Source organism: Pseudomonas sp. 10B238 (genome assembly GCF_000970615.1).
Classification (GTDB): domain Bacteria; phylum Pseudomonadota; class Gammaproteobacteria; order Pseudomonadales; family Pseudomonadaceae; genus Stutzerimonas.
This window is the reverse complement of record NZ_KQ033931.1, coordinates 183,484-205,430: the sequence shown is the minus strand read 5'-3', so window position 1 is coordinate 205,430 and position 21,947 is coordinate 183,484. Positions and strand designations below refer to the sequence as shown.

Annotated in this window: 25 protein-coding genes; 12 read left to right on the top strand and 13 right to left on the bottom strand. The window is 61.3% G+C overall.

Features of this window, described 5'->3' with window-relative positions; genetic code table 11:
* Nucleotide 1: 1 nt before the first annotated feature.
* Nucleotides 2-526 carry a nucleoside 2-deoxyribosyltransferase gene (locus RT21_RS09475; RefSeq protein WP_046162546.1) on the top strand — a complete coding sequence of 175 codons (525 nt, stop codon included), beginning with the start codon at nucleotides 2-4 and terminating at the stop codon, nucleotides 524-526.
* A 182-nt stretch (nucleotides 527-708) separates the two neighbouring features.
* Here RT21_RS09475 and RT21_RS09470 read toward each other — a convergent pair whose 3' ends face one another.
* From RT21_RS09470 to RT21_RS09445, 6 genes are all read right to left on the bottom strand, one after another.
* On the bottom strand, nucleotides 709-2,064 hold the full coding sequence (locus RT21_RS09470) for an 8-oxoguanine deaminase (protein ID WP_046162545.1): 1,356 nt from the start codon (nucleotides 2,062-2,064) through the stop codon (nucleotides 709-711).
* A 202-nt stretch (nucleotides 2,065-2,266) separates the two neighbouring features.
* Complete coding sequence (locus RT21_RS09465; protein ID WP_046162544.1) at nucleotides 2,267-2,968, bottom strand: ABC transporter ATP-binding protein; 702 nt, start codon at nucleotides 2,966-2,968, stop codon at nucleotides 2,267-2,269.
* Between the two features lie 2 nt (nucleotides 2,969-2,970).
* Nucleotides 2,971-3,738: a high-affinity branched-chain amino acid ABC transporter ATP-binding protein LivG gene (gene livG, locus RT21_RS09460; protein WP_045425059.1), complete on the bottom strand. Its 768-nt coding sequence runs from the start codon at nucleotides 3,736-3,738 to the stop codon at nucleotides 2,971-2,973.
* Nucleotides 3,735-4,991: a high-affinity branched-chain amino acid ABC transporter permease LivM gene (locus tag RT21_RS09455; protein ID WP_046162543.1), complete on the bottom strand. Its 1,257-nt coding sequence runs from the start codon at nucleotides 4,989-4,991 to the stop codon at nucleotides 3,735-3,737. Before RT21_RS09455 ends, livG begins: the two co-directional genes overlap by 4 nt.
* Nucleotides 4,988-5,911, bottom strand: coding sequence for a high-affinity branched-chain amino acid ABC transporter permease LivH (gene livH, locus RT21_RS09450; RefSeq protein WP_045425061.1), 924 nt, complete (start codon nucleotides 5,909-5,911; stop codon nucleotides 4,988-4,990). Before livH ends, RT21_RS09455 begins: the two co-directional genes overlap by 4 nt.
* A 261-nt stretch (nucleotides 5,912-6,172) precedes the next feature.
* Entirely contained in the window at nucleotides 6,173-7,291 is a 1,119-nt protein-coding gene (locus RT21_RS09445; protein ID WP_046162542.1) for a branched-chain amino acid ABC transporter substrate-binding protein, read from the bottom strand.
* Between the two features lie 199 nt (nucleotides 7,292-7,490).
* Between RT21_RS09445 and RT21_RS09440 the strand changes: the two genes are divergently transcribed.
* A complete protein-coding gene (locus RT21_RS09440) occupies nucleotides 7,491-7,808 on the top strand; it encodes a DUF2288 domain-containing protein (RefSeq protein ID WP_046162541.1) in 318 nt (105 codons plus the stop codon).
* Nucleotides 7,809-7,821: 13 nt separating this feature from the next.
* Here RT21_RS09440 and phnE read toward each other — a convergent pair whose 3' ends face one another.
* The 4 genes from phnE to RT21_RS09420 all read right to left on the bottom strand — a co-directional run bounded on the left by phnE (nucleotide 7,822) and on the right by RT21_RS09420 (nucleotide 11,190).
* Nucleotides 7,822-8,589 carry a phosphonate ABC transporter, permease protein PhnE gene (gene phnE / locus RT21_RS09435; protein ID WP_046162540.1) on the bottom strand — a complete coding sequence of 256 codons (768 nt, stop codon included), beginning with the start codon at nucleotides 8,587-8,589 and terminating at the stop codon, nucleotides 7,822-7,824.
* A complete protein-coding gene (locus RT21_RS09430) occupies nucleotides 8,586-9,419 on the bottom strand; it encodes a PhnE/PtxC family ABC transporter permease (protein WP_046162539.1) in 834 nt (277 codons plus the stop codon). Before RT21_RS09430 ends, phnE begins: the two co-directional genes overlap by 4 nt.
* Nucleotides 9,413-10,261 carry a phosphonate ABC transporter ATP-binding protein gene (locus RT21_RS09425; protein ID WP_046162538.1) on the bottom strand — a complete coding sequence of 283 codons (849 nt, stop codon included), beginning with the start codon at nucleotides 10,259-10,261 and terminating at the stop codon, nucleotides 9,413-9,415. Before RT21_RS09425 ends, RT21_RS09430 begins: the two co-directional genes overlap by 7 nt.
* Nucleotides 10,262-10,338: 77 nt before the next feature.
* Entirely contained in the window at nucleotides 10,339-11,190 is an 852-nt protein-coding gene (locus RT21_RS09420) for a putative selenate ABC transporter substrate-binding protein (RefSeq protein ID WP_046162537.1), read from the bottom strand.
* A 323-nt stretch (nucleotides 11,191-11,513) separates the two neighbouring features.
* On the opposite strand from RT21_RS09420, the gene RT21_RS09415 reads away from it, so the two are divergent.
* From RT21_RS09415 to RT21_RS09370, 10 genes are all read left to right on the top strand, one after another.
* On the top strand, nucleotides 11,514-11,840 hold the full coding sequence (locus RT21_RS09415; RefSeq protein ID WP_046162536.1) for a hypothetical protein: 327 nt from the start codon (nucleotides 11,514-11,516) through the stop codon (nucleotides 11,838-11,840).
* A 43-nt stretch (nucleotides 11,841-11,883) separates the two neighbouring features.
* On the top strand, nucleotides 11,884-12,219 hold the full coding sequence (locus RT21_RS09410) for a hypothetical protein (protein ID WP_052724738.1): 336 nt from the start codon (nucleotides 11,884-11,886) through the stop codon (nucleotides 12,217-12,219).
* A 136-nt stretch (nucleotides 12,220-12,355) separates the two neighbouring features.
* Nucleotides 12,356-12,688: a hypothetical protein gene (locus RT21_RS09405; RefSeq protein ID WP_046162535.1), complete on the top strand. Its 333-nt coding sequence runs from the start codon at nucleotides 12,356-12,358 to the stop codon at nucleotides 12,686-12,688.
* 173 nt (nucleotides 12,689-12,861) lie between these two features.
* Nucleotides 12,862-13,920: a M4 family metallopeptidase gene (locus RT21_RS09400; RefSeq protein ID WP_046162534.1), complete on the top strand. Its 1,059-nt coding sequence runs from the start codon at nucleotides 12,862-12,864 to the stop codon at nucleotides 13,918-13,920.
* 23 nt (nucleotides 13,921-13,943) lie between these two features.
* Complete coding sequence (locus tag RT21_RS09395) at nucleotides 13,944-14,267, top strand: protealysin inhibitor emfourin (protein WP_046162533.1); 324 nt, start codon at nucleotides 13,944-13,946, stop codon at nucleotides 14,265-14,267.
* Nucleotides 14,268-14,335: 68 nt separating this feature from the next.
* Nucleotides 14,336-15,223, top strand: a complete 888-nt coding sequence (locus RT21_RS09390; RefSeq protein WP_045425075.1) for an NAD(P)-dependent oxidoreductase — start codon at nucleotides 14,336-14,338, stop codon at nucleotides 15,221-15,223.
* Entirely contained in the window at nucleotides 15,220-16,002 is a 783-nt protein-coding gene (locus RT21_RS09385) for a hydroxypyruvate isomerase family protein (protein ID WP_046162532.1), read from the top strand. The genes RT21_RS09390 and RT21_RS09385 overlap by 4 nt, the downstream gene beginning before the upstream one ends.
* 126 nt (nucleotides 16,003-16,128) lie before the next feature.
* Nucleotides 16,129-17,481, top strand: a complete 1,353-nt coding sequence (locus RT21_RS09380; RefSeq protein WP_046162531.1) for a spinster family MFS transporter — start codon at nucleotides 16,129-16,131, stop codon at nucleotides 17,479-17,481.
* A gap of 129 nt (nucleotides 17,482-17,610) precedes the next feature.
* Nucleotides 17,611-18,876, top strand: a complete 1,266-nt coding sequence (locus RT21_RS09375; protein ID WP_046162530.1) for an Hsp70 family protein — start codon at nucleotides 17,611-17,613, stop codon at nucleotides 18,874-18,876.
* Nucleotides 18,877-18,931: 55 nt separating this feature from the next.
* Nucleotides 18,932-19,828: a CHAD domain-containing protein gene (locus tag RT21_RS09370; RefSeq protein WP_046162529.1), complete on the top strand. Its 897-nt coding sequence runs from the start codon at nucleotides 18,932-18,934 to the stop codon at nucleotides 19,826-19,828.
* 34 nt (nucleotides 19,829-19,862) lie between these two features.
* Here RT21_RS09370 and RT21_RS09365 read toward each other — a convergent pair whose 3' ends face one another.
* The 3 genes from RT21_RS09365 to RT21_RS09355 all read right to left on the bottom strand — a co-directional run bounded on the left by RT21_RS09365 (nucleotide 19,863) and on the right by RT21_RS09355 (nucleotide 21,893).
* A complete protein-coding gene (locus RT21_RS09365) occupies nucleotides 19,863-20,276 on the bottom strand; it encodes a DUF6306 domain-containing protein (RefSeq protein ID WP_046162528.1) in 414 nt (137 codons plus the stop codon).
* Nucleotides 20,277-20,344: 68 nt separating this feature from the next.
* Nucleotides 20,345-20,896: a peptidylprolyl isomerase gene (locus RT21_RS09360; RefSeq protein WP_045425088.1), complete on the bottom strand. Its 552-nt coding sequence runs from the start codon at nucleotides 20,894-20,896 to the stop codon at nucleotides 20,345-20,347.
* 64 nt (nucleotides 20,897-20,960) lie between these two features.
* A complete protein-coding gene (locus RT21_RS09355) occupies nucleotides 20,961-21,893 on the bottom strand; it encodes a LysR family transcriptional regulator (protein WP_046162527.1) in 933 nt (310 codons plus the stop codon).
* Between the last annotated feature and the right edge of the window lie 54 nt (nucleotides 21,894-21,947).

Here is a 21,947-nt window from a genome sequence, read left to right as displayed (position 1 = left end):
AATGACGTTGCGTATTTACCTCGCCGGCCCCGGTGTGTTCCGGTCGGACGCGCTTGAACATGGTGAGCGGCTCAAAGCGCTGTGTAGCGAGTTTGGCTTCATCGGTTTGTATCCGCTGGATAAGCAGGTACCGAACGGGATCGAGGCACCGCGTGAGCAGGCGGCGTGGATCTACCGGGCTAACCTGGACTTGCTCAATCAAGCCGATGCGGTGCTTGCCGATCTGAACTTCTTTCGCGGTGGTGAGCCGGACAGCGGCACCAGTTTCGAAGTCGGTTATGCCGCGGCACAGGGCAAGTCGATCTATGGCTATCTGGAGGGGGAGGGCAGTTATGCCGAACGCTTGCAACGTCAGCATCCGCAGCTCTGCGGCGTGCCCGGCCTCGACTGCGATGGGTTGCAACTGGAAGCGTTCGACCTGCCCCTGAATCTCATGCTGGCTGTGCCCGCTACGCTGATCTGCGGTGGGCCGCGTGAGGCTCTGCAGTGTATGGCCAAGGCGCTGCGCCCAACGCCGCATGCATAGACGCGCCTGAGCAAACTGGCCGTCCGACCTGGCCCGGCAGTTTGCTTTTGACCCGCGTGTTTCGCTCAAGATTGGCTTATCGAAGAACTGAGAAGCTGGCTGCTCAGTCCTGACGCCGGCGAGCGTCGTGGCTCGCCGGTCATAGGACTCGCCAGCCCTTGAGCGAAACTTCTGCCTCGGGGCTAGCCCGCGATCAGTTCGCGTGCGGCCTGGCTGTGGTTGGCGATCAGCCCGGCCACGTCCAGGCCTTCGATCTGTCCATCGATCACGCGCCACTTCCCGCCGACCATCACCTGGTCAGCCCGGTCTGCACCACACAGCAGTAGAGCCGCTATCGGATCATGACTGCCGGAGAAGCGCAGTTCGTCGAGCTTGAACAGGGCCAGATCGGCTTGCTTGCCGACAGCCAGCTCGCCCACATCATCGCGTCCCAGTAACCGTGCCGAGCCGCGGGTCGCCCAGCCCAGCGCCCGCTCAGGCGTGATCGCTTCTGCACCATAGCGCAGCCGCTGGATGTATAGCGCCTGCCTGGCTTCAAGAATCATGTTCGAGGCATCGTTGGAGGCCGAACCATCCACGCCGAGGCCAATAGGCGCTCCCGCCGCTTCAAGCGCCACGGTTGGGCAGATGCCTGAGGCCAGTCGCATGTTCGAGCACGGGCAATGACAAATGCCGGTGCCGGCCGCGCCGAGGCGGGCGATTTCCTCGTCGTTGAAATGAATGCCGTGCGCCAGCCACGTCCGCTCCGATAACCAGCCAACGCTGTCCAGGTAGTCCACGGTGCGCAGGCCGAAGCGCTGCAGGCAGAACTCTTCTTCGTCCAGGGTTTCAGCCAGGTGCGTGTGCAGACGCACGTCGTGGTGCTCGGCCAGCGCGGCGCTGGCGCGCATGATTTCCGGGGTAACCGAAAATGGTGAGCAGGGCGCGAGGCCGATCTGTATCTGCGCACCGGCGCCTCGTTCGTGATAGAGGCCGATCAGCCGCTCGCTGTCCTCAAGAATCGCTTCGGCTGTCTGCACGGTATGTTGCGGCGGCAGACCGCCATCCGCTTCGCCCAGGCTCATGGAACCCCGGGTGAGCATGGCGCGCATGCCCAGCTCGCGGACAACGTCGATCTGTATGTCGATAGCGTTTTCGAGGCCATCCGGAAACAGGTAGTGGTGATCCGCCGCGGTGGTGCAGCCGGACAGCAGCAGCTCGGCCAGAGCCACCTTACTGGCGAGCGCCAGGCGATCCGGTGTCAGGCGGGCCCAGACCGGATACAGGGTCTTCAGCCACGGAAAGAGCGGCTGGTTGACCACGGGGCCCCAGGCGCGTGTGAGGGTTTGATAGAAGTGGTGGTGCGTGTTGATCAGCCCCGGCAGCACGACGTGCTCTCGGGCGTCGAAAGTGCTGTCGACGGCGAACGATGGCGATTGCCCGGCGCCGAGCATTTCGACAATGACGCCTTGGTCGATCACCAGCCCGCCTGGGGCTTTGTGATCGTTGGCGGTGTAGAGGGCGAGGGGGTTCTTGATCCAGATACGGCTGGCAGTCATGGCCGGCTTCTCCTGAGTTGAGTTCAGAATTGCCAGCTCAGTTATGCCCTGTCTGCTGATCCAGGGGTCTCGTCGGACACCCAGTTGGGCGTCGGGAATGACGTGACGCGGAGCACGATAAAGGCTCCGTCCGCGCTTGTCATCCCCTGCGTGCGAACATGAAAAAGCCGGGCAAGTGCCCGGCTTTTTCCCCATCCCAGAATCAGCCGCCCAGGTAGGCGTCGCGTACCTTGGGGTTGACCAGCAGCTCTTCGCCGCTGCCCTGCATGACGATATGACCGTTCTCCAGCACGTAGGCGCGGTCGGCCAGCTTGAGCGCCTGGTTGGCGTTCTGCTCGACCAGGAAGATGGTCACGCCGTCTTCACGCAGCTGCTCGATGATGTCGAAGATCTGCTGAATGATGATCGGCGCCAGCCCCAGCGACGGTTCGTCGAGCAGCAGCAGCTTGGGCTTGCTCATCAGCGCGCGAGCAATGGCGAGCATCTGCTGCTCACCGCCGGACATGGTGCCGCCACGCTGTTGGAAGCGCTCCTTCAGTCGTGGAAACAGCAATAACACCTTGTCCAGCTGCTCCTGGAAATCGGCCTTGTTGGTGAAGAACCCGCCCATGGCCAGATTTTCCTCGACCGTCAGGCGGGCAAAGATGCGCCGCCCTTCAGGCACCACGGCAATGTCCTTGCGCATGATGTCGCAGGTCTGCTTGCCGACCAGCTCCTCGCCCTCGAAGCGGATGCTGCCTTCAGACGCCATGGGCGTACCGCAGAGCGTCATCAGAAGGGTCGATTTACCGGCGCCGTTGGCACCGATCAGGGTGACGATCTCGCCCTTGCGGACTTCGACGTTGACGTTATGGAGCGCCTGGATCTTGCCGTAAAAGGTCGAGACGTTTTCGAAATACAGCATGGTTACGCCTCTCCCAGATAGGCTTTGATCACGTCCGGATTGTCGCGGATCTGCTCCGGCGTGCCGTCAGCCAGCGGACAACCCTGATTGATCACGACGATGTGGTCGGAAATGCTCATGACCAGTTTCATGTCGTGCTCGATGAGCAGCACCGTGACGCCATGGGTGTCGCGCAGCATGCCGATCAGCGCCTTCAGGTCTTCGGTTTCCTTTGGGTTCAGCCCCGCTGCCGGCTCGTCGAGCATGAGGATGCGCGGGCGCGTCATCATGCAGCGCGCGATTTCCAGCCGCCGCTGCTGGCCGTAGGCAAGGGTGCCGGCCGGGCGGTTGGCGATATCGGTCAGGTTGACCTGATCGAGCCAATGCGCGGCGAAATCCATCGCCTGGCGCTCGCTCTTGCGAAACGCCTTGGTCTTCAACAGGCCGGACAGAAAGCCGGTGTTCAGGTGCCGGTGTTGGGCGACCAACAAGTTCTCGATGGCAGTCATGTCCTTGAACAGGCGAACGTTCTGGAACGTCCGCACCACGCCCTTGCGGGCGATCTTATGGCCGGGCAGGCCCTGGATCGCTTCGCCGTCGAGCAGGATCTTGCCGTCGGTGGGCTGGTAAAAGCCGGTCAGGCAGTTGAACACCGTGGTCTTGCCGGCCCCGTTGGGACCGATCATCGAAACCACTTGTTTGTCGTGTACGGTCAGGCCAACCCCGTTGACAGCCAAAAGGCCGCCGAAGCGCATGGTCAGGCCGCTTACTTCGAGAATCGGGCGGCTCATCGCTTCAGCTCCATGTGGGGGCGTTGCATGGGCAGCAGCCCCTGCGGACGCCAGATCATCATCAGCACCATCAAGGCGCCGAACATCAGCATGCGGTACTCGCTGAACTCACGCATCAGTTCAGGCAGCAGGATCATCACGATGGCGGCGAGAATCACCCCCAACTGCGAGCCCATGCCGCCCAATACCACGATGGCGAGGATGATGGCCGATTCGATGAAAGTGAACGACTCCGGGGATACCAAGCCCTGGCGCGCCGCAAAAAAGCTGCCGGCGAAACCGGCAAAGGTCGCACCCAAGGTGAAGGCGGAAAGCTTGATTACGGTGGGGTTCATGCCCAGCGCGCGGCAGGCGATCTCGTCTTCACGCAAGGCTTCCCAGGCGCGGCCGATGGGCATGCGCAGCAGGCGGTTGATCACGAACAGGGTCAGCAATACCAGCAGCACGGCGATCAAGTAGAGGAAGATCACCTTGTTGATGGATTGATATTCCAAACCGAAAAACTCGTGGAAGGTCTGCATGCCTTCGGCGGCGCGGCGGTCGAACGAGAGGCCGAACAGCGTCGGCTTGTCGATACCGCTGATGCCGTTCGGGCCGCCGGTGAGATCGGTCATGTTACGCAGCAACAGACGGATGATCTCACCAAAGCCCAGGGTCACGATGGCCAGATAATCCCCGCGCAGACGCAGCACCGGGAAGCCCAGCAGGAAGCCGAACAGCGCGGCCATGGCCCCAGCAATCGGCAACGCCACCCAGAACCCGATCCCGTAGTAGTGCGAGAGCAGGGCATAGGTATAAGCGCCAACGGCATAGAAACCGACGTAACCGAGATCCAGCAAGCCTGCCAGGCCGACCACGATGTTCAGGCCGAGGCCGAGCATCACGTAGATCAGAATCAGCGTGGCGATATCCACCGCGCCGCGTGAGCCGAAGAATGGCCACACCAGTGCGAGCAGAATCAGGCCGATGATGATGTAACGCTGGGTCGACGGCAGGGTCAGGAAGCTGCCCGCTCCGGCCGGTATGCTCGGCAGGTTAGGCGACGCCGCCCAGCCGGCCGCCGCGTGGTGACGGAACAGCTGCCAGAAGAACATCGCAACCGCACAGGCTGCGATGATCCAGAAGGTCTGAGCGTCGCTGCCATGAACTTCGAGTCGGATGCCGACAGTGGTGAGTTTCAGGCCGAAAACCGGTACCGCTACGGCAAATACCAGCAGTGCGCTGAAAAATGCGGTGCGCAGATTGCGAGTCATACCTTTTCAACCTCCGGACGGCCGAGAATGCCAGTCGGACGGAACAGCAACACCAGCACCAGCAGGCTGAACGCAACCACGTCCTTGTATTGGTCACCGAAGATGTCAGCGCCGAAGGCTTCAGCTACACCCAGTACCAGACCACCGAGCATGGCACCTGGAATGCTGCCGATACCGCCAAGTACCGCAGCGGTAAACGCCTTGATTCCGGCCAGGAAGCCGATGTGCGGGTTGATCACACCATATTGCATGCTGATCAGAACGGCTGCGACGGCTGCCAGCGCAGCGCCGATGACGAAGGTCAGGGCGATGATGCTGTTGGTGTTGATGCCGAGCAGGTTGGCCATCTTCAAGTCTTCGGCGCAGGCGCGGCAGGCGCGGCCCAGGCGAGAGCGGGAAATGAACAGGGTCAGGCCCATCATGGCGATGATGGTGACGACGAAGATCAGCACCTGCATGTAGGAAATCACCACCCCGTTCATGGCGCTTTCACCAAAGATGAAGTTGCCGGGCATCAGGTTGGGAATCGCCTTGTCTTTGGAGTCCTGGGAGAGCAGGACGACGTTCTGCAGGAAGATCGACATGCCGATCGCGGAGATCAGTGGGATCAGCCGGTTGCTTCCGCGTAGCGGTCGATAGGCGACCCGCTCGATGCTGTAGCCATAGGCGCTGGTGACGATCATGGCTGCTGCGAATGCGCCGATCATGAGGATGGGCAGCGAATCGAGCCCCATCATGGTCAGCCCGACGATGGCGATAAAGGTGACATACGAGCCGATCATGTACACCTCGCCGTGGGCGAAGTTGATCATGCCGATGATGCCGTAGACCATCGTGTAACCGATGGCTATCAAGGCATAAGTGCTGCCAACGGTCAGGCCGTTGATCAGCTGTTGGAAGTAGTGGTAAAGCTCAGGCATTACATTCTCCTGAACACCCAGCAGCCCGTGCTCGACCGCCAAGGCGGACCTGCTTCGAACACGCTGCACGGAGAATGCGGCGCCAAGGGCTATATGCGGATCACGCACGGGCCAGGTTCGAGGCGGGCCAGCTGTGCAGGCCACTCGCTTGGTTGAAGGTGTTGCTGGGGCGTCCCGTGCTTGTGGCCGGGTTGGCCCCGATCAGCTAAAACAAAGCCCACAGCGGATGCCGTGGGCTTCGGATCGGTTGTGGTTATAGGTTTACTTGGCTTCGGTCTTGGTGCCGTCCTGGTGCCATTCGTAAACCACGAAGTTGAAGTCTTTCAGGTCACCCTTCTCGTCGAACGAGAGGTTGCCGGTCGGCGTTTCGAAGGTGTTGCTGCGCAGCGCTTCGGCCACCTTGGCGGTGTCGGTGCTGCCGGCTTTCTCGATACCCTCGGCAATGACTTGAACAGCGGCGTAGGCCGGGAACACGAACGGGCCGCTCGGGTCCTGCTTCTTCGCCTTGAATGCGTCGACCAGCTTCTGGTTGCGCGGATCCTGATCGAAAGATTGCGGGAGCGTGACCAGCAGGCCTTCGGAAGCCGGGCCGGCAATGGCGGAGATTTCCTTGTTGCCTACACCTTCTGGGCCCATGAAACGGACATTCAGGCCCTTCTCCTTGGCTTGACGCAGCAGCAGGCCCAGCTCTGGGTGATAGCCGCCGTAGTAGACGAAGTCGACATTCTCCTGCTTGAGCTTGGAGATCATCGAGGAGAAGTCCTTGTCGCCAGCGTTGATGCCCTCGAACAGGCCAACCTTGACGCCTTTCTTCTCCAGGGTTTCCTTGACCGCGGTCGCGATCCCTTCGCCGTACTGCTGCTTGTCGTGGATGACGGCAACATTTTTCGGCTTGATGGTATCGGCGATGAAGTTACCGGCGGTCGGGCCCTGCAGGCTGTCCAGACCGATGGTGCGGAAGACCAACTCGTAGCCACGAGAGGTGATGTCCGGGCTGGTCGACGCTGCGGTAATCATCAGAATGCCTTCGTCTTCATAGATATCGGACGCCGGCTGGGTGGAGCTGGAGCAGAGGTGACCTACAACGAAGCTGACCTCGTCGTTAACGATCTTGTTGGCAACCGCCACGGCCTGCTTGGGGTCGCAGGCGTCGTCATAAACGATACCTTCAAGCTGCTGACCGTTGACGCCACCTTCCTTGTTGATTTGTTCGATGGCCATCTGGGCACCGATGAACTGCATGTCCCCGTACTGCGCGACAGCCCCGGTAACCGGACCGGCCAAGCCGATCTTGATGTTGTCGGCGGCCAGCGTGTAGCTCGCTGCACCCGTCAAAGCGATAGCCATGAATAGTTTCGAAAGACGCTGCTTGGTCTTCATATGCGCTCCACTTGCATCATTATTGTTTGGATCCTGCGGGCTGCAGTGTCGTTAAGGGCTCAACGTCCCCAAACGGTACGGCAACTGTACCGGCACAGTGTAGAAGCGTCAGCACCTGTTTGCACAGTCAGGAATTCCATCCGCTTGATGAGATTTACCCGAGCGCTATCATTGCGCCCTTTTAGACCGGGTGGACCTCATGAGCGAAGATTCAAGCACTCTCTATGCCAAGCTGCTGGGTGAAACAGCCTCGATTACCTGGCAGGAGCTGCAACCGTTCTTTGCTCGTGGTGCGCTGCTGCGGGTGGCCAGTGACTTTGATCTGATCGCGGCGGCACAGGCGGTCGCTGAGGATGATCGGGAAAAAGTGACCGCATGGCTAGCAGAAGGCCATCTCGGCAAGCTTGAGGCAGAGCAGGCCCAAGACTGGCTTGAACGCGATCCGTCACTCTGGGCCGTTGTCGTTGCACCCTGGGTGCTGGTGCAGGAAAGGGCAGCGAAGCCCAGCCTGCACTGATTCAAGTCAGTCGCTAGCTGCGCACCCAGCGCTGGCGCGCCCAGCCACTCAACGCATCGACTGCCAGTACCATCAGTAGCATGGCCAGAATGACAGTCGAGGCCTGGGCCTCTTGGAACAGGCTGAGGCTCATGTAAAGCATCTGTCCGAGGCCGCCGGCGCCGACAAAGCCGAGCACGCTGGCCATGCGTATGTTGTTCTCCCAGCGATACAGCGTATAAGCCATGATCTGCGGCCATAGCGTCGGAAGGGTGCCGTAGCAGAACGCACCGATCCGCCCACTGCCGGCCAGCCGCAACGCCTCGCTTGGCGCGTTCGGTGTGTTTTCCAGCGCTTCGGCGAACAGGCGACCCAGCACACCGGCTGTGTGCAGCGCCAGGGCCAGGGTGCCAGCATTCGGTCCCAGGCCCGCCGCCAGCACCATCAGCGCCGCCCAGACGAGTTCGGGTATCGCACGAAGCGCATTGAGCAGCAGCCGTGAAGCGCCCTGGGTGACCAATCCGAAGCGTCCGGCGGCTGGCAGCGCCAGTATTAAACCGAGCACAGCCGCGAGAAGCGTGCCGATGGCCGACATCGCCAGCGTTTCCAGTGTGCCGTAAGCGATTGCGCGTAGGTGCGGTGCCGACAGATCGGGGCTGAAGAAAGCAGCAGCGTATTCGCCCATTTGCACTGCGCCATCACGGCTCATCAGTGCGCTGGTGTCGAGCTGCAAGTAGGCGAACGAAGCGACCACCGCCATGATTAGCAATAGTGGTAGCGCATAGCGCGCAAGCGGCTTCATACGAACCTCCTGCGCAGCAGCTGGCTGAACAGATCCGCCAGCAGCACTAGGAGGAGGAAGGTCAGCAGCATGCTCGCCACTTCGCCGCCGGCGAACATGCGCATCGACAGATCCATCTGCTGACCCAAGCCGCCCGCACCGACAAAGCCCATGACGACCGACGCACGGATGGCGCACTCCCAACGATAGACGGTATAGGACAGCATCTCGCCCGTTGCCTGTGGCAGCACGCCGTAGGCAAAGGCCTGCAACCGTGAACCGCCCGCGCCGATCAATGCGCGCGTCGGCAGCGGATCGACCGACTCGAAGATTTCTGCGTAGACCTTGCCGAGCATGCCGGCGTAGGTGATGGCGATGGCCAGTACGCCAGCGGTCGGACCAAGGCCGACGGCCCGCACGAAGAGCAGCGCCCAGACGATTTCCGGCACGCTGCGTAGCAGGATCAGCAGCCCTCGAACGGGCCAGCGAACGGCCTGCGCCCACCAGGGCGGACGGCCGCCGCGACTTAGGGCCGAAATCGACAGCGCGCGTGTTGCCAGAAGCGCGCAGGGAATGGCAACAGCCAGTGCCAGCGCCATACCCGCCGTGGCGATGGCGAGCGTTTCCAGCGTTGCACGCCCCAGCAGAAGTAGAAATTCCGTGTCATGTGCCGGAGGCCAGAAACCGGACAAAAAGGCGCCCATGGTGTCGGCGTTGCTGCCATCGACGAGCACGCTGAGATCCAGCTCGCTTAGTGACAGTCCAGGCCAAAGCAGAGCCAGCGCTACCAATGTCAGCAACAGGCGTGAGCGAGCGGCAGGGTCGCGCTGGGTGAGGGCGGGGTTCAGCATCGAGGAATATGCAGGCTCTGGCCCGGCGTCGGCTCAACACGTGCGAAGCCTTCTAGCTGGTCGTTGGCATAGAGCGCATCGAGCTCGTCCGCCGTCACGGTGTTGGATGCTTTATCGAACAGGATTCGCCCGTCACGAACCGCGATCACCCGAGGGAAGTGCTCCAGCGCCAGCTCGACCGCGTGCAGGCTGGCTATGAGTGTGGCCTGGCAACGCGTCGCTTCGCGGTTTAGTACGTTCAACGAATAAGCCGCTAGCACCGGGTCCATCGCGGATACCGGCTCGTCTGCCAGCATGAGCCTCGGGCTCTGGTACAGCGCACGGGCGATGCCGACGCGCTGCAATTGACCACCGGACAGCTGATCGCAGCGCTCATAGAGCTTGTCTGCCAGATCCAGCTTACCCAGTACTTCGGCTGCGCCGTTCTTGTCCAGCGGGTAGACCAGACTGAGCAGGCTGCGGCCGAGCGACCATTGCCCCAGCCGCCCGGCCAGCACTGAGGTAATCACGCGTTGGCGAGGTGGCAGCGGTGGTGCCTGATGAATCAGACCGATGCGACCACGCAGTTTCTGCCGGGCACCAACTGATAACGTCCAGGGCTGGCAGCCGAGCAGTTCGAACTCACCCTTGCTCGGCTGCACGTGCGTGGCAAGCAAGCGCAACAAGGTGGTCTTGCCTGCGCCAGAGGGACCGATAAGCGCAACGCGCTCGCCTTTCGCGATCTGCAGGTCAACGTCGCGCAGTGCGACGTGACCGTTGGCATGGCAGTAGCTTACGCCGGACAGGCTCAGGGCCGGTTCGGACTGGTTTGTTAGCGAAGTGCGCGGGCTCGAAGACAGCATCGACACGCTCATTCAAGCGTGCTCGCCTGGTACTGCCCGAGCGGTCCGCAGAGTTGCCGCGGACCGACTGGCGGAACTCACTTCAACAGGCCAGCGGCGCGCGCGGCTTCCTCGATGCCTTCGTAGTTTTCCGGACGCGTTTCGATGAAGCGCGTTGCGGCCTGAAGATCAAGAATCTTCTTGTGTTCCGGGTTCTTCGGGTCGAGTTTGAGAAACGCGTGTTTGATCTTCTCTGCCAGCGCTGGCTCCAGGTTGCCGCGTACGGTCCAGTTGTAGTCGTAATAGGGCGGCGTGGTTGAGATCACCCGCACCTTGTCAGTGTCGACCTTGCCAGCCGCGACCAGCTTGTCCCAAACCGAGGCATTGAGTACGCCACCGTCGGCCTTGCCAGCCTGAACCCAGGCGGCCGTGGCGTCGTGGGCGCCGGAATAGGCGATGCGCTTGAAGAACTGCTCGGGGTCGATGCCGTCCTTGATCATGAAATAGCGCGGCATCAGGCTGCCGGAGGTCGAGGACACGGAGCCAAACGCAAAGGTCTTGCCCTTGAGGTCCTGCAGCGTTTTGACCTCGGGATCGGCAGTGATGAATTTGCTGGTGAATTTCTCGTCCTGCTCACGCTGTACGAGCGGGATCGCATCGCCCGTTTTCAGGCGAGTCTGGACGAAGGTGAAACCGCCGAGCCAGGCCAGGTCGAGGCGGTCGGAAGCAAGTGCTTCGACAACTGCAGCGTAATCGGAGACCGGAGTGAACTTCACCGGCATGCCCAGTTCTTTTTCGAGGTATTGGCCCAGCGGTTCGAACTTGCGAATCAGCTCAGTCGGGGCTTCGTCGGGGATGGCCGATACGCGAAGAACGTCGGCGGCATGGGTGGTGGCAATAGACAACGAGAGGGCAAGGCCGGTGACGGCTGCCAGGGTGCGCTTCAGCATTGTGGTTCTCCGGTTCAATAGCGGAAAAAGCGCGCGGATTATAGAGGTAGAAGGCTGCGCCAACGCAAGCGTCTGGCCGAGATGGCGCTGCCGCTTGGCGAAACGGAGGTAAACGGCGTGGTGTGGCAAGTTTGGTGCGCTGTCTATCCGGCCGGGAACCCACATGTACTGTGCCAGCCCCCTGCGTAGGCGCAGGTGGGAATGACATGGATCAAATGATGCTCAGCTTAGAGCGGCGAATGATGGGTGTAGTGGCATTTAGATATTTAAGCGCCATCAAGGTTTGACTAGAATCTCGTGCCTTCAAGGACGAGGGTTGCGGTATGAGTGATTTCAGAGAAGAAAAGCGGAAGCTTCATGCGCTGCGAAAACACATCGATGCGCTCCTGGCGAGCGGGGCCGTTATTGCCCAGCGGGATCCGTTAATCCTGCTCGATGGCAGTCAGGCCCTGCGGGTCGAGCACGGCATGCTCATCAGCTACTACAAATCGCTCGCACTGATCGAGCCGACCACGGACGGTGAATGGCCGGAGTCGTTGCGCGAGATGGCTGCTGACCTTTGCTGCCGTCAGCTCGACGAGGCCATTGACAACGAGCTTGAAAACAATCCGGAGAATGGCGCTTCGGTCAAGCAAGGCCAAGCGTGCTAATGCAGAACGATCAGCTAGCTGTGATGCGGGGTCGGACCGGCAGATGACCGTCATGCGCTCCGAACGTCGTGAAAACCATACATTGCGCCGGCACATCGATTATTTGCTCAGCGCCGGGGCGGGCCTGACCGGGCGCAGTCCGATCACCATCGATTTTCACGAGTGCACACTCACGGTACGTAATGGGCGGCTCTTCAATGAGACCGGCATTCGGAGCTTGGTTACCGTCATCGCCAGGCATGTTTGGCCGTGCCCAGAATCACGACACGTCGCTGTCGAGATTTGCCTGGGTCAGCTTGTTGATACTCGTCAGGATGACTTCGGTACCTCTGGCGAACCGAAGAGAAGCCCCATGATGCATAGCATTTCGAAGCGCTAACGCGTAACGCTGCGCCCACAGATTGACTCTGGGCGAGTCCATAACGCGGGGTCGGTGCGGCAGATTCGAAATTACATTTGTGATGCTTGTCACATTTAGTAGAATCCGCCGCCTTTATGGATGATGGCTTTTTGATATGGATTCGACCCGGGACAAGCGCGCACTCCATGCCCTGCGTAAACACATCGACGGACTGCTCGACGCGGGGGCGGTAATCACCTCGCGAGACCCGCTCACAGTTCTTTCAGCTGGCGAAACCCTAAAGGTGAAGCATGGGATGCTCGTCGGCTATACCGACATCCTGGACATGATCGAACCGGTTACCGACCATGAGTGGCCAGAGTCTTTGCGCCAAATGGCGGTAGACCTCTGCGTCAAGCAGCTCGACCAGGCTATCGAAGCGCTCAACCGCAGCAGCGTGATCGCTGAGGTGCATGTTGCCGCCAACGCCAGCTCGATCACTGGCTGAATCCTCCACCGCGCTCCCCAAATCAAAGCACCCCCATTTGCGGCTTGCCGACTTGGGCTTTTGCTCTAGCCTGCTGAAAGCAGACATCGAAAACAGCCGGCACGACAACGCTGCGCCTTAATCGGATCAACGTGCGTGGATGCCTTGCAAGCGAGCTGGCTGAAGGGGAACCCATGCATAACTCAACCATGCGCCACGGCTTCATTCCGCCTTACATACTCGACCGGATCATCTTGCACGGCTCGGAGTGGCAGCGCGAGCGGGCGCTGGAAACGCTGGTGCAGGTGCGCGCTCTGCTACCCAACCCCGGGCCACCCAACCGTCAGCCAATCGTCAGCGTGTTGCCTGAACGAGACCTGCCCGGCGAACCGCGACGCAGCATTCACGATGCAGGGCAGCAGATGTTGCTGCCTGGGATGCTGGCAAGAATCGAGGGACAGCCGCCGGTCGGCGATGCGGCGGTCGACGAGGCCTACGATGCACTCGGCAAGGCCCACGAATGCTTCTGGCAGGTGTTCGGGCGCGACTCGATCGACAATCATGGTTTCCCGCTGATCGGCACGGTGCACTACGGGGTCGGCTACGAGAATGCCTTTTGGAACGGCGCACAGATGGTCTTCGGCGATGGTGACGGCGAGATTTTCAATCGCTTCACGCGATCTCTGGATGTCGTGGCGCACGAGCTGACCCATGGCGTCATCGAAAGCGAGGCCGGGCTGCTGTACTCCGATCAGTCCGGTGCCCTGAATGAATCGCTATCCGACGTGTTCGGCGTGTTGGTGAAACAGTTCAGCCTCAAGCAGACAGCGGACCAGGCCGATTGGTTGATCGGCGCCGAGTTGCTGAACGACAAGGTGAGCGGCTCGGCACTGCGCTCGATGGCCAACCCCGGCAGCGCCTATGACGATCCGCTGCTGGGCAAGGACCCGCAGCCAGCGCATATGCGCGACTTTATCGACACCCGTGACGACAATGGTGGTGTGCATTTGAACTCCGGCATTCCCAATCGCGCGTTCTATCTCGCCGCTCGGGCGCTCGGCGGTTATGCCTGGGAGAAGGCTGGGCGCATCTGGTATGACACCCTCTGTGATCAGCGTTTGGCCAAGGATGCGGATTTCGTCGCGTTCGCTGGTTTGACGCTCGATAACGCGGTGATCCGCTTCGGTGCCGGCAGTAGCGAGGTTCAGGCGGTAAGGCAGGCATGGACAGATGTCGGTGTCCTTGTGCCGTAAACAGGCCCCAACGAGGAGACGTCATGAAACAGCTACCACCGCTGGGCAAAGAAGCAACCGTTCGCCTCTCGCGGCAGGGCGGGTTCGCCGCGATGCAGGCTCTCTCTCGGCCGCGTGAGATCGATTTCGCCAGCTGTGACGAACGCCAACGCGGCCAGATTTGCTCCGTGCTGGAAGGCTGCCTTCCGTTGGCGAGTGCCGACGCCGGGCAGGGCGATCGTCGTTACTACCAGATCGAGCTTCATTACCGCGAAAACGAGCATGACGGAGAAATGCTGCTGCAAGTCCCCGAAGAGCAGGCGCCTGGGGAGCTGGTGCGCTTGTGGGATAAAGGGGAGCTGCTTTGAGGCCGGCTTGGCCATCGGAGCTTGAGCGGCGCTAGAATCCCGGGTCCGGTTTTACAGGAACCACCCGCATGTCTGATTTGCCAACGATCGCTTTTGCCGGCATCGGCCTGATGGGCCTGCCAATGTGCCGCCGGCTGCTCGCTGCCGGTTATCGATTGACGGTCTGGAACCGTTCCCCCGAAAAATGTGCCCCTCTGATAGAGGCTGGCGCGCGACAGGCCAGCAACCCCGCCGACCTGTGCAGTGACGCAGACATGGTGCTGCTTTGTCTGGCAGACACCGCGGTGGTACGTGAGGTGGTGTTTGGCTCGGGTGGTATCGTCGAGGGAGCAAAAGCGGGCCAATTGCTGGTCGATCATTCCAGTCTGGAGCCAACGGCCACACGCGCCATGGCCGCCGAACTCGAATCCCGCAGCGGCATGCGCTGGGTCGATGCACCGGTGTCCGGTGGTACGGCGGGTGCCGAGACGGGCAGCCTGGCAATCATGGCAGGCGGACGCGGCGAGGATGTCGAACGGGTTCGACCCGTGTTGGCACACCTCGGCCAGCGGTTGACCCACATGGGCGATGTCGGCGCCGGCCAGGTGACCAAAGCCTGTAACCAGATGATCGTCGCCTGTAATGCATTGGTCATCGCCGAAGTGGTGGCTTTGGCCGAACGCGCCGGGGTCGACGCCACTCTCATCGCGTCGGCACTGGCTGGCGGTTTCGCCGATTCCAAACCGCTGCAGATCCTCGCCCCGCAAATGGCCCACAGCGAGTTCGAGCCGGTGAAGTGGCGCGTTCGCACCCTGCTCAAGGACCTCGATACGGCCGTGCAGCTTTCTCGTGAAGCAGGCGGAGCCACGCCCATGACCGGCCTCGCCGCACAGCTGATGCGCCTGCACGGTAGTCAGGGCGAGCTGGAAAATGACCCGTCCACGCTGGTCAGGATGTTCCGGGAGCAAGATCAATGAAGATTGCAGCCAACCTGTCCATGTTGTTCACCGAACTGCCGTTGGCCGAGCGCATCATGGCCGCTCGGATTGCCGGGTTCGATGGTGTAGAAATCCAGTTCCCCTACGAGCTCCCGGCCCTGCAGCTAAAGGAGTTGCTGGAGCGTGCGGGTCTGCCGCTGGTGCTGATTAACCTGCCGGCAGGCGATTTCATGCAGGGCGGTGCGGGGCTGGCGGCAGTGCCGTCACGGCAGGCTGAGTTCGATGCGGCGCTTCAGGAAGGCCTGACCTATGCGGCCATGACGCGCCCACTGTGCGTCAATGTCTTGCCGGGCCGGCTGGCCGAAGGTGTCACGCGTGAGCAAGCCTCGGAAACCCTGGCAGCCAACCTGGGCAAAAGCGCCGAGGCGTTCGCATTGCTTGGAGTTCGAGTGGTGTGCGAGGCGATCAATCCACTCGACATGCCCGGCTATCTGATCAATACACCCGCGCATCTGCAAACGCTGCTGGAGCGCGTCGACCATCCCAATTGCCAGGCTCAGCTGGACCTGTATCACATGGCCCGTCAAGGGCTGGACGTCGCCGCGGGTATCCGGCTTCTGGGATCGCGGATAGGTCATGTTCAGTTCGCCGACTGTCCCGGCCGTGGTGCGCCCGGCACGGGTTCGATAGCGTTCGAACCGCTGCTCGAAGCGTTGCAAGCAGTGGGCTATTCCGGCTGGTTGGCGGCCGAATACCGCCCCGATAGCGCCGGCACCTCAACCAGCCTTGGTTGGCTAGAGGCTTGGCGGCAGAGCTGACGCGTCGCATCGGCCGGCATCAGCGAAAGTGATGGTGACAGACAGACGCACATTAGAACCCTAGAGTCAGTTCCGAGAATCGGTCGGCACACGACCGACGCATAACAATAAATCGAGAGCGACGTCATGCAGCCATCCACCCAAGCCGCGAACGCCTGGCGCGTCCTGTTTCTGCTGTTTCTGGCCAACCTGTTCAATTTTTTCGATCGCACCATCCCGGCAATCATTGCCGAGCCTATCCGCCTGGAGTGGGATCTCAACGATTTCCAGCTGGGCTTGATCGGCACCGCTTTCACCATCATCTACGCGATCGCCGGCGTGCCACTGGGCCGCATGGCCGACATCGGCTCACGGCGCAAGATCATGGGCTGGGGGTTGACCGTCTGGAGCGGGCTGACCGCTGTAAACGGTCTGGCCTGGAATTTCTGGACCTTTCTGCTGGTGCGCATGGGCATCGGCATCGGTGAGGCCAGCTATGCGCCCGCGGCCAATTCGCTGATTGGCGATCTGTTTCCGGCGCACAAACGCGCTCGGGCCATGGGTATCTTCATGCTGGGGCTGCCGCTTGGGCTGCTGCTGGCCTTCTTCACCATTGGCTCGATGGTGGAATATTTCGGTAGCTGGCGCGCACCGTTCTTCATTGCGGCAGTGCCTGGTCTGGTGCTGGCGCTGTTCATCTTTTTCGTCAAGGAACCCCAGCGTGGCGCGGCGGAAACGGTGAAAGTGTCGCAGGCGCGTGTGGAGCAGCCTATTCGTAAGGTGTTCGCGATCCGCACATTCTGGTGGCTGGTGCTGGCGGGGCTGGCGTTCAACTTCGCCACCTACGCCTGCAACGCCTTTATGGTGCCGTTGCTGATGCGCTATCACGCGGTGCCGCTGGTGGAAGCGTCGATCGCCACCGGGGTGATCGTCGGCTTGACGGGGCTGGTCGGTTTAACCCTTGGCGGTTGGGTAGCAGACAAGATCCATCAACGCTTTGCCCGCGGCCGCCTGATCTTCGCCGCGGTGAGCATGCTCATCGCCACCGTTCTGACCGGTTATGCGTTGCTTGCCGGGCGGATTGAAGTAGGCATGTTCGTCGCGGTCTTCAGTATCGGCTGGCTGTTCTCCTACAACTTTTACACCTGCGTCTACACAGCCATTCAGGACGTCGTCGAACCACGTCTGCGGGCCACAGCTATGGCCCTGTTCTTCGCCGGTCTGTACCTGCTTGGTGGTGGCATGGGCACGGTGGTGGTGGGGCTGCTGTCGGACCACTTTGCCGAGTCGGCAATGCTTGCCGCAGGTGCCAGCGAGATGAGCGAAGTCTTCCGCGCCGAAGGTCTACACGGTGCGATGTATCTGATCCCCGGCTCGCTGCTGCTTACCATGGTGTTCCTGTTCCAGGCCTCCCGCACTTTCTGCCATGACGCCAAGCGCATGACGGATGGCATGACCGACTCCGCGGCCGCAGCCGCTGCCGAGCCGTCACTCGCCTAACGGCGCTCCACTGCGGCGGCGCTCGACTGCCGCAGTGGTTTGCCTGGTTGAGCCCGCCCGACGATTGGCCTGCATTTGCTGGCAGGCTCGCATAAACTGCGCGGCCGTTTTTAGAAGTCCGGCCCGCACATGCATAACCCGTCCCCCGCCCGCGCCTGCGGCATTGACTTCGGTACCTCCAATTCCACCGTCGGTTGGTGGCGTCCTGACGCCGAGCCGCTGTTGGTGCTGGAAGGCGATCAGCAAACCTTGCCCTCGGTGGTGTTCTTTAACACCGAAGAGTGTCGTCCGGTCTATGGCCGTCTGGCCCTGGCCGAATACCTGGAAGGCTACGAAGGGCGTTTGATGCGCTCGCTGAAAAGCCTGCTCGGGTCCAAGCTGCTCAAGAGTGAGACGACCGTGCTCGGCGGCGCCATGCCGTTCAAGGACATTCTCGGGCTGTTTCTCGGGACCCTCAAACAACGCGCTGAAGAGCAGGCCGGGCGCTCGTTCGATGAGGTGGTGCTGGGACGCCCGGTGTTTTTCGTAGACGACGACCCGGATGCAGATAGGGAAGCGGCGAATACACTCGCCGCTGCGGCCAACAAGATCGGTTTCAAGGACGTCTCCTTCCAGTACGAACCCATCGCTGCAGCGTTCGACTACGAGTCGCGCATCGAGCGGGAAGAGCGCGTGCTGATCGTCGACATCGGCGGCGGTACCTCGGACTTTTCACTGGTGCGGCTGGCACCGGAGCGGCGGCAGATCGATGACCGTCAGGACGACATCCTTGCCACCTCGGGCGTGCACATCGGCGGTACCGATTTCGACAAGCAGCTCAGCTTGCAGGGGGTAATGCCCCTGTTCGGCTACGGCAGCCGGATGAAAAGCGATGCACCCATGCCCACCAGCACTCATCTCAATCTGGCCACCTGGCACACGATCAACGCGGTCTACGCTCCAGCTTCGCTGCGCGCATTGCAGAGCATGCGCTACGACATTGTCGACCCCACCGGAATCGACCGGTTGTTCAGCCTGATAGAGCAACGCGCCGGGCATTGGCTGGCGATGCAGGTCGAGCAGGGCAAGATCGAACTGACCGAGCATGAACGCTTCCTGATCGACTTCGCGCGAATCGAATCCGGCCTCGAAGCCACACTCACGCGTCCTGTATTCGAAACGGCGATCAACCCTCTGCTCGAACGAATCCGCACCAATGTCAGTCAATTGCTCAAGAGCGCCGGGCTCAAGCACGAGGACATCGACACGGTCTTCTTCACGGGCGGCTCCAGTGCGATCCCGGCGCTGCGCAATAGCGTCGCCGCCTTGCTGCCACGGGCACGCCACGTTGAAGGCAATCGCTTCGGCAGTATCGGTAGCGGCCTGGCCATCGAGGCGCGCAAGCGCTACGGTTGAATCGCCCGTCATGCCTGCTGTGCGAGTGTGGCAGCGGGCCTGAACGGGAGTTGTCATGGGCTACAAGCTGCGTCCGCAAGACCCTGCCGCCGAGGTGCGAAAAGTCGCCCGGCAGGGCATCGACAAAGCCATCGAGGCGCTGAGCGTTGCACCCGAAGACCGCGCCGAGGGCGTGCATCAGGCGCGCAAACGGTTCAAAGAGTTGCGGGCGCTTCTGCGCCTGGTGCGCAAGCCGCTGGGAAACGAGTTTCAGCGAGAAAATCACCGTTTGCGGGATCTGGGGCGCGCCTTGGCCGAGTCGCGCGACGCTACTGCCATGCTGGAAAGTTGGGATGCGCTGGCAAAGCGTTTCCCGGACCTGTTCGCCGAGGCGGATTTCAAGCTGACCCGGCGTCGCCTGCAGGCTCGGGCGAAGCAGGCCGAAAGTGGCACTACCGACCTCGATTCGCGCATCGGCAAAGTAATCGATGAGCTGAAGGATGCGCGAAGCTGCATCGACACCTGGTCACTTCAAGCCAAGGGCTTCGACTTGCTGTCTGGCGGTGTCGAACGCACCTACGCAGACGGTTGCGCTGAGCTGGCCAAAACCAAGCTCGATCTCAGCGACGAACAGCTCCACCAATGGCGCAAGCGGGTCAAGGATCACTGGTACCAGACCAGGCTACTGACGCCGAGTTGGCCGAAGCTGATGCAGCTGCGCAGCGACTCGCTCAAGGATCTGGCGGATCAGCTGGGCGATGATCATGACCTGGCGGTGCTGACGGAGCTGACGCAGGCTCAGCCGGCATTGTTCGGCGACGACACCCTGCGCGAGCGACTCAACACTGCCATAGCAGAACGTCGGAGCGAGTTGCAGAGCGCCGCGCTCAAGCTGGGGGAGAAGATCTATTCGGAGGCGCCTAAGGAGCTGGTGGCACGCTGGCAGCGCTATTGGGACGTCGCCGCCGACTGACCAAACTCAGCTGCGCTGCACGATGAGCCAGGTATCAGGCGGCCTGGCTGTTGATCTCGTGAATCTTCAGCATTTTTTCCAGCTCCGTGCGGATGAAATCATCGTCGCAGCCGGGCAGGTACTCACGCAGCTTGCGGATCACCCACTGCTGGCCTCGATCAACGAAGGTCAGGCGCTCTTCCAGCGACTCGATGGCCATGGCCTTACCGTAAAACGCGCCGGTTTCGCGGTTGGGCTCGATGTTCAGATGATTCATGCAGTTCAGGACCAGCCGGCAGCTGTCGACCTCGCCCTGGCGGATCTGCTCGAGCAACTTCTGCTGGGTTGGATCGTTACACTGCTGCAGGCTTTCACCGGCGACCTTGGCTCCGGCGCGCTCCGCGCTCAGCAGGTCTTGAAGCAGTTGTGCTTCCCCTTCGGCGGTGTTCAGCATGTTCTGTTCACTCATGTCAGGTCTCCTGTTCAGCAGCCGGTGCACGGCGGGTGCCGTGCACACTGTCGACTGACGTGGAAAGGTCAGAGTTTCTTCGCTGAGACAATCTTTACCGGCGTCAGCGGTACGTTCTGCATCATGCTGCGGTTGCCAGTCGGCACCTGGGCGATCTGGTCAACCACGTCCATGCCGCGCACCACCTTGGCGAATACCGCATAGCCGAAGTCGCGGCTGCCATGGTCAAGGAAGTCATTGTCACGGTGGTTGATGAAGAACTGACTGGTCGCCGAGTCGACGTTCTGTGTGCGCGCCATGGCGAGGGTGCCGCGTACGTTGTGCAGACCGTTGTCGGCCTCGTTCTTGATCGGCTCACGGGTCTTCTTCTGGCTCAGGCCCTCGTTGAAGCCGCCGCCCTGGATCATGAAACCAGGGATCACGCGGTGGAAGACGGTGCCGTCGTAGAAGCCGCTTTCGACATATTCGAGAAAGTTCTTCACGCTGACCGGGGCCTTTTCGGCCTCCAGCTCGATTTCGATTTCGCCCATGCTGGTGTTCAGCAGTACGTGAGGATTCTCAGCGGCGAACAGGTTGCCGGCGAGCAGCAGTGAGCAGGCGGCGAGTGCGAGTCGTTTCATGGTCTATTCCTGGTATGGGTAAGCCTGGGTCAGCCCGTTCATGCAGGCCGGTTGCACAGGTGCTTCAGCCGTCGTGCTTGGTGTTGCTCACCGGCTGAACAGGCGATTGCGCTTGTGCATCGTACGTCCTGATCAGGTCGATGAGAATCTGTGTGGCCGGACCGAGCGGTTTGTCGGGGTTCGTGTAGAGGTAGAAAAGTGGCCGGCGAACGCTGCCCTGAACCAGAGGCAGCGGCTTGAGGGCTCCTTCGGCCAGTTCGCGATGAATCATGTGCCGAGGTAGCCAGGCAAAGCCCAGGCCGCTGCTGACGAAGCCGACCGAAGTGGCCAGGCTGCCGACCGTCCAGCGTTGTTCGGCCCCCAGCCAGCCGCTGTCGCGCGGCTGGCGCTGGCCGGAGTCGCGCACCACCACCTGCATCTGACTTTGTAGATCCTGGACGCTGAGCTTGCGTTGCAGCTGATGCAGCGAGTGGTTGGGGTGCGCGACAGCGATGAATTCGACAGTGCCCAGTTCCTGGCCAAGGTAGCCGGTGATATCCAGACCGCTGATCGCCAGATCCGCTGTGCCGTCCTTCAGGACCTCTTCAACACCGGACAGCACTTCTTCACGCAGCCGCACCCGGCAACCTCGGCTTTGCGGCATGAACGCGGTCAGCGCACGGATCAGCTTGGCGTTGGGGTAGGCGGCATCGACCACTAGCCGCACTTCAGCTTCCCAGCCTTGCTCCATGTGGTGCGCCAGCTCTTCCAGCTGCCCGGCCTGGTTGACCAGCTGCCGGGAGCGGCGCAAAAGCACTTCACCGGCATCGGTCAGTACCGCCTTGCGGCCATCGATACGTAACAGGGGGACGCCTAATTGCTCTTGCATGCGCGCCACCGTATAGCTCACCGAGGATTGCGAACGATGCAGCATTTCAGCGGCCTGGGCGAAGCCGCCGTGGTCGATCACCGCCTGCAGGGTTCGCCATTGATCAAGGGTCACACGGGGCACTTTCATTCCATTGTTTTCCTGTTGCGTCGGTCTGGTACGCTGGCGGTCGCCTAATCGAGG